Below are 9713 nucleotides of genomic sequence, written 5' to 3'. Positions count from 1 at the left end.
GCCGCTATGCGCCCGACTATCGTTAATCTGTCAGCGACTGCTGCTTTGATTTGTGAAGACCAGCTGTGCTGTTGGACAATGGCTGCATCTTCGTCCCTGGAGTGTTCATGCTATTGCGCCATCTGTCTTTCAAGTCGTTGTTGGTTGCTAGCTTGTTTGTGGTGACGCTGATTCCCTCGTTGGCACTGGTGCAAACCTGGTGGCATCTGCAGCAGTTGGCGGAACAGGTGGATCAAAATCAGCGTCAGGCCTTGTTGCTTTCCGAATCGATACGCATATTTTCCAGCCAAGGTGAGCTGTTTGAACGCTCGACACGTCAGTGGAATGTCTTGCATGAAGAAAGCTATTCCCAGGTTGGGAAAGAGGCCTTGAGCGCGCTGATGCAGTTGGCGGCCAGACTCGATCAGCAGGATGATGCAGGTTTGCGCAGACTTGGACACACACTGTCGCAATGGGGTAAGCAATCGCAGGCCTTGCTGGACGGTGACGAACATCCTGTTTCGGCATGGTCCGCACAGTATGAGTCGCTATCCGCTTTGGGGGCGGGGCTGGAGTCACGTATCAGGCAGTTGGGTGAGGTGCAACGAAAGCTGTGGGACAGCAATTTGCGGGTAAAGCGTCAACAGGCTGACCGGGTGGCCATTCTGTCATTATGCCTTGCCGTGTTTTCCGGATTACTACTGGCTTGGCTGCTGGTCAGGCCTTTGCAGCAGCTGCGCGGTAAAATTGCCGCCCTTTCACAGGGGGTACGTGGTCAGAGCTGGCTGATGTCGGCCCCGGCCGATATCGTCCAACTGGCCTCTGCCCTCGGGGAGCTGGATCATCGACTTGCCCGGCTGGAAGAAGATAAGGCAGATTTTTTCCGCCACGTCTCGCATGAGCTGAAGACCCCCCTGGCGGCTATTCAGGAGGCTTCGTCACTGCTGCAAGACCAGATTCCCGGCCCCTTGCTGCCCTCGCAACAGGAAATCGTGGCGATCACCTTGTCCAATACCCGTTTGCTACGTCAGCGGGTGGATGCCTTGTTACGGCATGATGCAGCCAACTGGCTGGCACAACCTCTGGATATGCGCATGCATGAGTTGCATGCCTTGATTGAGGATGCTGCGGCAAGCATGCGTCCCTTGTTGCAGCAAAAGCGCATTACGCTGGAACTGTCGCAAGATAATTTGCTGGTGCCGGTCGATAGTGAAAAATTCCGAACCATTATTGAGAACCTTCTTTCTAACGCTATTCGGTTTTCTCCTGTTGGCGGTGTTATTTCTGTTGCAACCGGCAGGGAGGCTGATCGTACATGGGTAGCGGTCATTGATCAGGGGCCGGGCATCGCGCCAGAAAATCACACGCTGGTTTTCCAGCCCTTCTATAGTGGGCCTGCTCCAGCCGGTGAAGTGCCGGGTAGTGGTATCGGGCTGACCATGGTGAAAACCTTTGCCCAACTGATGGGGGGCGATGTTGAGTCTTTACCTGCTGCTAAGGGTGCGTATTTCCGTGTCTGGTGGCCATGTACTTCCTGAATGAGCATTCGCATGATGCGTAACAATATTTTTGTCTTGTTGTTGTTGAGCCAGTTGTCGGCATGCGCCGGCTGGTCAGAACACTCCTCACGTAATGCCGGAGGGGTGGCAACCTGGAAGAGCCAGTCACGCAGCTGTCCCGATGTTGAGGCCATCTTGAGCAGCTTGCGGCGTAACCGTGACAGCGTCGTTCCTGGCAAAGAAGCCTGCGCAGGCGAGCGACTACGCTATGTGGCCCAGCAATGGCTGAACGGGGAGCCGCGGATTGAGCCATTGCGCGGCCAGCTCGACAAGGCGAACGAGCAGTTGCGACAGGAGCCCGCGGAGGATTTGTCAGGCTTGTCCATGTTGCTCGGGAGTCTGCTGAATGAGCGCAAGCGGCATGAAGAGGCCATGCAAAGAAGCAATGCCCAGCTAGCCGAGCAGCAACATCGTGCCGATGAGCTGGCGGCCAAACTAGAAGCCTTGCGTCTGATTGAACAATCCATGGTCAACAAGGCCAGCAAAAAGAAGATACAACCATGATGCATGCCGGGCGTGTTCTGTTGGTGGATGATGATGCGGACTTGCTGCACCTGCTGGGCTTGCGTCTGGAGGCAGCAGGTTATCTGGTGGACAAGGCGGCTTCGGCCGAGGCCGCCCTGAGTGCTCTCGCTGTGCGCAGAGCAGATGTGTTGCTGACGGATTGGCGCTTGCCAGGAATGGATGGCATGGCCTTGTTCGAGCAGGTGAAACGGAGTTATCCGTCTTTGCCGGTGATCATTCTGACTGCTCATGGCACAGTGCCCGACGCGGTGGAGGCGGTAAGTCGCGGTGTATTCGGTTATCTGGTGAAGCCATTTGACAGTGCGGCCTTGCTGAGCAAGGTTTCGCAGGCGCTGCAGTTGTCTGCACCTGCCTTGTCGCATGATGACCAGGATGCCTGGCGCGCCGAGGTGGTGAGTTGTAGTCCTTTGATGGATGAACTGCTTGCAGAGGCGCGTCTGGTCGCAGTTACGGATGCCAGTGTGTTGATTCGCGGTGAAAGTGGTACCGGCAAGGAGGTGTTGGCCCGAGCATTGCATCGTGCCAGTCCACGCGCAGACAAGCCGTTTATCGCGGTCAATTGCGCGGCCATTCCGGATAACTTGCTGGAGAGTGAGTTGTTCGGTCATGAAAAGGGTGCTTTTACCGGGGCGGCAGCGCGCCATCAGGGGCTGATTGCCCAGGCCGATGGTGGAACCCTGTTTCTGGATGAAATCGGGGATATGCCGCTTGCCCTGCAGGTCAAGCTATTACGCGTTCTGCAGGAGCGCGAAGTGCGGCCTTTGGGGGCCAGTAAGCCAACTGCGGTAGATGTAAGGCTGATTTCTGCGACCCACCGTGACCTGGAGTTACTGATCAGCGACGGTCTGTTTCGTGAAGACCTGTTTTACCGGCTGAATGTTCTTACCCTGCAGTTGCCCGCCCTGAGTGAGCGACGGGAGGATATTCCACTGTTGGCGCAGCATTTCCTGAGCCAGCTGTGCGAACGTTATGGCAAGGATGTAGCCGGATTCGCACCGGATGCCATGGAATATCTGTGTAGCCTGCGTTGGTCTGGCAATATCCGCCAGTTGGCCAATGCCGTTGAGCAATGTTGCGTATTGAGCACGGCAGGCCTGATTCCGTTGAGCCTGGTACAAAAAGCCGTATCGGACGGCATGGCCAGCATTCCTACGCTGGCCGAGGCGCGTCGTCAGTTTGAGCGCGAGTATCTGGAGAAATTGTTGAGGGTGACGGCGGGCAATGCCAGCGTGGCGGCGCGTATTGCGGATCGCAACCGCACCGAGTTTTACCGCTTGCTGCAAAAGCATGATCTGGTGGCTTCTGCCTTCAAGGATTTTTAAACCCCTCCCGGACTGCGAACCCCTGTCGCCAATTGGCGACAGGGGTTTTTCTATTTAAATCAATAACTTGTATTGTTTTGCTTTGAGGGGGTGTCGCTGATGGGCGACAAAATCAGCCAAATACACTGGCTTATCTAAAGCGATATTTATCTAAGCTTTTGAATTTAATGGAATATTTTAAGTTGGTACGGCTTTTGCAATAGTAAGTCGAGTGCTTCTTGTACCGAGGTGTGCGATGAAAATGAAACCTTCCGCATGGATATTTTTATTATTGCTTCCGCTGCAGGCGGCGATGGCAACAGACAGCCTGCTGATGGACCCGATTGCTGAACATGTTGCTGTTTCTCATGTGTCTGATGACGAGAAAATAGCCTGGGAGCTGAATGAAGTATTGAAACCGCTAGCCGATGGCTCGGGTTCGGTCGTACAGCCTTCGGTAAAGGCTGGCATGGTGAGGCTGAAAGGCACTAGTCCCAGTCGCGATACCGTGCGGCATTTGCTTGAGGTCGCTGCCAATGTGCCCGGGGTGCGCGAGGTTCGTTCGGAAATGTTGATACGTCCCATTTAATTTCTTGTTGCTTGATGTGAACTGCCCTTTGGCCTGCCTTCCCCCCGAGAGGCAGGCCTTTTTTTATTCAGAAACTCACGACTTTGTCCGCCTCCAGTGTCCAGTCGGCCAATTCCGGCATGGTGGCTATTTTCACTCCGGGAAGCAGACGCGTTTGATCCAGTCCGCGTGCGTCAGCGCAGGTGCGGCAAACATGAACGCTGACACCATGCGCCATGGCCTCGGTCAGCATGTCTGCCAGACTTGGTCCGCTGGCATTGCCCTGACCGTTTTGCGCGGTGCTGACCGCATCTGACAGCAGAAACAGCTTGATACGACTGGGTTGGCCATGGCTCGCCAGAGCCAGTGTCAAACGCAATCCACTCAAGCAGCGTTCGCTGCCATAGGGGCTGGCATTCACAATGAGCAAAATATTCTGCACGGCAAGTCCTGTCATTGACTACAAAGTGGATTGGCCTGCCTGCGAAGGCCGGGTATCAGCGGTGGTCTGGCTCGCAAGCGGTAACGTTGTGGTAATGCAACAGCAAAGGCTAGGGCGGATGCCGCAAATAATAGGACAAGTCGCTTGATTTGCCTTGATCTGTTGCCGTCCATACAGTGTCTGATGACAAGAATATTTTATATTGTCGAACAAAGAAAAATGCAATTGTATACAATAGGCAAATCTTAACCGGTATAAACCGGGCTGCGAACAAAATCGGGAGTTTTCCATGCAATTCGAGGTGTTTGCCCTAAACCAGAGCGCCTTGCGCGATGCCATTACATCCGCATACCGTCGCGATGAACAGGAATGTGTACAAGCTTTGCTGCCGCAAGCGGCCTTGCAGCCGGCGCAGGTGACCGCCACGCAGGATCTGGCGCGTCGCCTGGTCAGCCAGGTGCGGCATGAGCGTACGCGCTCCAGCGGGGTGGATGCCCTGATGCATGAGTTTTCGCTGGACAGCGCTGAGGGTATTGCCCTGATGTGTCTGGCTGAGGCCTTGCTGCGTATTCCAGACAAGGAAACCGCCGACAAGCTGATCCGCGACAAGATTTCCCGTGGCGACTGGAAAGCCCACCTGGGTAACAGTTCCTCCTTGTTCGTCAACGCCGCAGCATGGGGCCTGGTGGTGACCGGCAAGCTGGTTTCCTCGCATAGCGAGCAAGGCTTGTCGGCGGCCATGACCCGTCTGATCGCCAAAGGCGGCGAGCCGCTGATCCGCAAAGGCGTGGACATGTCCATGCGCATGCTGGGCAAGCAGTTCGTCACTGGTGAGACCATCGAACAGGCACTGGAAAACGGTCGCGAGCGCGAAGCACGCGGCTATCGCTTCTCCTACGACATGCTGGGTGAAGCCGCCATGACCGAGGATGATGCCCAGCGTTATATGAAAGACTATGTGATGGCGATCCACGCCATCGGCAAGGAATCCGCCGGGCGTGGCATTTACGATGGCCCGGGTATTTCGGTAAAACTGTCCGCCATTCACCCGCGTTACAGCCGCGCCAAGCGTGAACGCGTGATGACCGAGCTGTATGCCCGCCTGAAGGAACTACTGGTTCTGGCCAAGCAATACAATATCGGCCTGAATATCGATGCCGAAGAAGCCGACCGCATGGAGCTGTCGCTGGACCTGCTGGAACAGCTGGCTTTCGACAAGGAGCTGGCTGGCTGGAATGGTATCGGCCTGGTGGTACAGGCCTACCAGAAACGCTGCCCCTTCATTATTGATTATCTGGTTGATCTGGCACGCCGCTCCGGTCACCGTTTCATGGTGCGCCTGGTGAAGGGCGCCTACTGGGATGCCGAAATCAAGCGCGCCCAGGTGGATGGCCTGCCGGGCTACCCGGTGTATACCCGCAAGGTGTATACCGATATTTCCTATCTGGCATGTGCCAAGCGCCTGCTGGCGGCGCAGGATGCCATCTACCCGCAGTTTGCCACTCACAATGCTTACAGCCTGTCCGCCATTTATCAACTGGGTCAGGGCCTGGATTACGAATTCCAGTGCCTGCACGGCATGGGTGAAACCCTGTACGACCAGGTAGTGGGCAAGGACAATCTGGGCAAGGCTTGCCGTATTTACGCGCCGGTGGGTTCGCACGAAACCCTGCTGGCTTATCTGGTGCGCCGCCTGCTGGAAAACGGTGCCAACAGCTCTTTCGTCAACCGCATCGTGGACGAAAACGTGTCCATCGACGAACTGGTGACCGACCAGGTGGCAGAAGCGGCCAGCCATGCCGGTCAGCCGCATCACAAGATTGCCCTGCCGGTTTCCTTGTACGGTAGCGAGCGGCTGAATTCCAAAGGCCTGGACCTGTCCAGCGAGCATGTATTGGCCGCGCTGCAAATTGGCCTGCAAGGTTCGGAACAGCAGCAGTGGCTGGCCAGCCCGCTGCTGGGCGATGCCGATATCAGCGAAGGCGACAAGCTGCCGGTACGTAACCCGGCCGACCATGCCGACATTGTCGGTGAAGTGATTGAAGCCACGCCGGAACATGTGGAACGCGCCTTGCAACTGGCCGAAGCTGCCGCTGCACGCTGGGCCAATACCCCGGTGGCAGACCGTGCCGCTTGCCTGAACCGCATGGCCGACCTGATGGAAGACCACATGCCGGCACTGATGGGCCTGGCCGTGCGCGAAGCCGGCAAGACCCTGAGCAATGCCATTGCCGAAGTGCGTGAGGCGGTGGACTTCTGCCGCTACTATGCCGCGCAGATCGTCGCCAATTTCGACAATGCCACCCACCAGCCGCTGGGCCCGGTGGTATGCATCAGCCCGTGGAACTTTCCGTTGGCCATCTTTATTGGCGAAGTCACTGCCTCGCTGGCCGCCGGTAACCCGGTGCTGGCCAAACCGGCCGAGCAGACCAACCTGATTGCCGCCTATGCCGTGCGTCTGCTGCACGAAGCCGGCGTACCGCGTGATGTACTGCAACTGCTGCCGGGCCGTGGCGAAATCGTCGGCGCTGCGCTGACCAGCGATCCGCGCATCCAGGGCGTCATTTTCACTGGCTCCACCGAAGTGGCACAAATCATCAACCGCACCCTGGCCAAGCGTGGCGAGGACGTGGTGCTGGTGGCCGAAACCGGTGGTCAGAACGCCATGATCGTGGACAGCTCGGCCCTGCCGGAGCAGGTGGTGACTGATGTACTGAGCTCGGCCTTCGATTCGGCTGGTCAGCGTTGCTCTGCCTTGCGTGTGCTCTACCTGCAAAGCGATATCGCCGACAAGGTGATTGCCATGATCAAGGGCGCCATGGCCGAACTGACCGTGGGCAATCCGGCCAAGCTGAGTACCGATGTCGGCCCTGTGATCGATGCCGAAGCCCAGGCTGGCCTGCTGGCACATATCGACAAGATGAAGCAGCGTGCGCGCTGGTTCTACCAGACTCCGCTGACGGAACAATGCCAGCAAGGCACCTTTGTTCCGCCGACGCTGTTTGAAATCGACAACCTTTCCGACCTCACCCGCGAAGTATTCGGCCCGGTACTGCATGTGCTGCGCTTTGAAGCCAGCCAGCTGGACAAAGTGGTGGCCGAAATCAACAGCACCGGTTATGGCCTGACCCACGGCATTCACAGTCGCATCGACGAAACCATCAACAATATTGTCGACAAGATCAAAGTGGGTAATGTCTACGTCAACCGCAATATCGTGGGTGCGGTGGTGGGCGTGCAGCCCTTTGGCGGTGAAGGCAAGTCCGGTACCGGCCCCAAAGCCGGCGGCCCGTTCTATCTGTACCGTCTGACGCGTGCTGCCTGGGCACCCAAGCTGGCCTTGCAGCCGGTGGCCGCCAATCTGTCCGGTCTGTCCAAGCTGGCTGCGGTAGCGGGCAGCATGGGCGTGAGTGGCCTGAACGCCCGCATTGATGCGGCAGGCCGTGCCTCGCCGCTGACCCATCAAGTCAGCCTGCCGGGACCGACCGGCGAAAAGAACACGCTCTGCTTTGCCCCGCGCGGCAAGGTAGGGTGCGTGGCCAGCAGTGGAGCAACGCTGGCCGAACAACTGGTGGCCGTACTGGCTACCGGCAATGTGGCAGTGCTGGCGGATTCGCCGGCCAATCGCCAGTTGGCCAGCACCTTGGGCAGCCATGTCGAGCTGACGCAAGACGTGCTGACTGCCTCGCTGGATGCCGTGCTGTATGAAGGGGAAGGCGCAGCCCGCGTACGCCAGCAACTGGCGCAACGTGACGGCGCGCTGATTCCGCTGATTCTGGCCGGCAAAGATGGCTACAACCTGCATCGACTGGTGGTGGAGCGTGCTGTCAGCGTCAACACCACGGCAGCAGGTGGTAATGCCAGCCTGATGAGTATCGGCGACTGATGTCAGCCAGCCCCGGCCCGGGCAAACCCGCCTGTTGGCGGGAATGGTCACAAACCGGGGCTGTGTGACGATATCTTTGTCACGCTACTTGTCATGTGCTGTCGGCATTGGAATAATGCCGCCAGCGTTTTCACTTACAACAAGCTCGCTGCATGAGATCTGTCCGCCACAAGCGGACAGGAGAGACCGAAAGATAGAGGATTCAAGATGCAATTCACCAAGCTGACTACCGTTACCATCGCTGTCGCAGCTGCTCTGGCACTGTCTGCATGTGGCAAGAAAGACGACGCTGCCGCTCCGGCTGGCGCATCCGCTCCGGCTGCTGCCGCTGCTGGTGGCGACACCGTGAAAATCGGCTTTGCTGCTCCGCTGACCGGCCCACAAGCCCACTATGGCGAAGAATACAAAAACGGCGTGACCCTGGCCATTGAAGATGCCAACGCCGAGAAGCCGACCATCGGTGGTAAGCCGGTGACCTTTGAACTGGACGCCCAGGATGACCAGGCCGACCCAAAAACCGCTACCCAACTGGCGCAGAAGCTGGTTGACGACAAGGTTGCCGGTATCATCGGTCACTTCAACTCCGGTTGCGCCATCCCGGCCTCCAAGATCTATTCCGACGCCGGCATCCCGATGATTGCCATGGCGACTTCGCCGGTATTTACCGCACAAGGCTTCAAGAACACCTTCCGCTCGATGACCTCCGATACCCAGCAAGGTAGCGTGATGGGCAAGTTCGTGGTGGACACCCTGAAGGCCAAGAAGATCGTCATCGTTGACGACCGCACCGCTTACGGCCAAGGCCTGGCTGACGAATTCGAAAAAGCCGTCAAGGCAGCTGGTGGTGAAGTGGCCAAGCGCGAATTCACCAACGACAAGGCAACCGATTTCGCCGCCATTCTGACCTCCATCAAGGGGGTGAATCCGGACGTGATCTTCTACGGTGGTGCTGACGCCCAGTCCGCTCCGATGGCCAAACAGATGAAGCGTCTGGGCCTGAAGGCACCGCTGATTTCCGGCGAAATGACCAAGACCCCGAACTTCCTGCAACTGGCAGGCAAGGAAGCGGAAGGCTCCATCGCCTCGCTGGCTGGCCTGCCGCTGGAACAAATGCCCAAGGGCAAGGAATATGCCGACAAGTACAAGGCACGTTTCAAGACCGACGTAGCCACTTACTCCCCGTACGGCTATGACGCTACCCGCGCACTGATCCAGGCCATGAAGGACGCCAACTCGACCGATCCGAAGGCTTACCTGCCGGTACTGGCCAAGATCAAGTACTCCGGTGTGACTTCTGCCAACTGGACCTACGACGACAAGGGTGACCTGAAAGACGGCGGTATCACCGTGTACAAGGTTGAAGGCGGTCAGTGGAAAGTGATGCAAACCATCGGTGGTGGCGCAGCTGCTCCTGCCGCTGCATCCGCAGCCCAGTAATTTCCACACTGGTTTT

At 57.5% G+C, this 9713-nt stretch carries 7 protein-coding genes; 6 read left to right on the top strand and 1 reads right to left on the bottom strand.

Features of this window, described 5'->3' with window-relative positions; all coding sequences use genetic code 11:
- Window positions 1–215 precede the first annotated feature (215 nt).
- The 4 genes from HWX34_RS02100 (at window position 216) to HWX34_RS02085 (ending at window position 3953) form a co-directional block, all read left to right on the top strand.
- Window positions 216–1517 (top strand): sensor histidine kinase KdpD, encoded by a 1302-nt coding sequence (locus HWX34_RS02100; protein ID WP_178970775.1) that lies wholly within the window; start codon window positions 216–218, stop codon window positions 1515–1517.
- A 12-nt stretch (window positions 1518–1529) separates the two neighbouring features.
- Window positions 1530–2042 (top strand): hypothetical protein, encoded by a 513-nt coding sequence (locus HWX34_RS02095; protein WP_178970774.1) that lies wholly within the window; start codon window positions 1530–1532, stop codon window positions 2040–2042.
- Window positions 2039–3385, top strand: coding sequence for a sigma 54-interacting transcriptional regulator (locus HWX34_RS02090; RefSeq protein WP_178970773.1), 1347 nt, complete (start codon window positions 2039–2041; stop codon window positions 3383–3385). Before HWX34_RS02095 ends, HWX34_RS02090 begins: the two co-directional genes overlap by 4 nt.
- 241 nt (window positions 3386–3626) lie before the next feature.
- Complete coding sequence (locus HWX34_RS02085; protein ID WP_178970772.1) at window positions 3627–3953, top strand: BON domain-containing protein; 327 nt, start codon at window positions 3627–3629, stop codon at window positions 3951–3953.
- 67 nt (window positions 3954–4020) lie between these two features.
- Here HWX34_RS02085 and HWX34_RS02080 read toward each other — a convergent pair whose 3' ends face one another.
- Complete coding sequence (locus HWX34_RS02080) at window positions 4021–4374, bottom strand: DsrE family protein (RefSeq protein ID WP_178970771.1); 354 nt, start codon at window positions 4372–4374, stop codon at window positions 4021–4023.
- Between the two features lie 289 nt (window positions 4375–4663).
- Here HWX34_RS02080 and putA point away from each other — a divergent pair, with 289 nt between their 5' ends.
- A complete protein-coding gene (putA, locus tag HWX34_RS02075; protein ID WP_178970770.1) occupies window positions 4664–8260 on the top strand; it encodes a trifunctional transcriptional regulator/proline dehydrogenase/L-glutamate gamma-semialdehyde dehydrogenase in 3597 nt (1198 codons plus the stop codon).
- A 207-nt stretch (window positions 8261–8467) separates the two neighbouring features.
- The gene (locus tag HWX34_RS02070) at window positions 8468–9697 is read left to right on the top strand and encodes a branched-chain amino acid ABC transporter substrate-binding protein (protein WP_178970769.1); all 1230 of its coding nucleotides are present in this window, start codon (window positions 8468–8470) and stop codon (window positions 9695–9697) included.
- Window positions 9698–9713 lie beyond the last annotated feature (16 nt).

Source organism: Aquitalea sp. LB_tupeE (assembly GCF_013391415.1).
GTDB lineage: Bacteria > Pseudomonadota > Gammaproteobacteria > Burkholderiales > Chromobacteriaceae > Aquitalea.
Note: the sequence above shows the minus strand (reverse complement) of the source record. Positions and strands in the feature narration are given on the sequence as shown.

Excerpts from the sequence above, each read along its gene's own strand:
- HWX34_RS02095 (WP_178970774.1), top strand. The coding sequence starts at position 1,530 with ATGATGCGTAACAATATTTTTGTCTTGTTGTTGTTGAGCCAGTTGTCG.
- HWX34_RS02090 (WP_178970773.1), top strand. The coding sequence starts at position 2,039 with ATGATGCATGCCGGGCGTGTTCTGTTGGTGGATGATGATGCGGACTTG.
- HWX34_RS02085 (WP_178970772.1), top strand. The coding sequence starts at position 3,627 with ATGAAACCTTCCGCATGGATATTTTTATTATTGCTTCCGCTGCAGGCG.
- putA (WP_178970770.1), top strand. The coding sequence starts at position 4,664 with ATGCAATTCGAGGTGTTTGCCCTAAACCAGAGCGCCTTGCGCGATGCC.
- HWX34_RS02070 (WP_178970769.1), top strand. The coding sequence starts at position 8,468 with ATGCAATTCACCAAGCTGACTACCGTTACCATCGCTGTCGCAGCTGCT.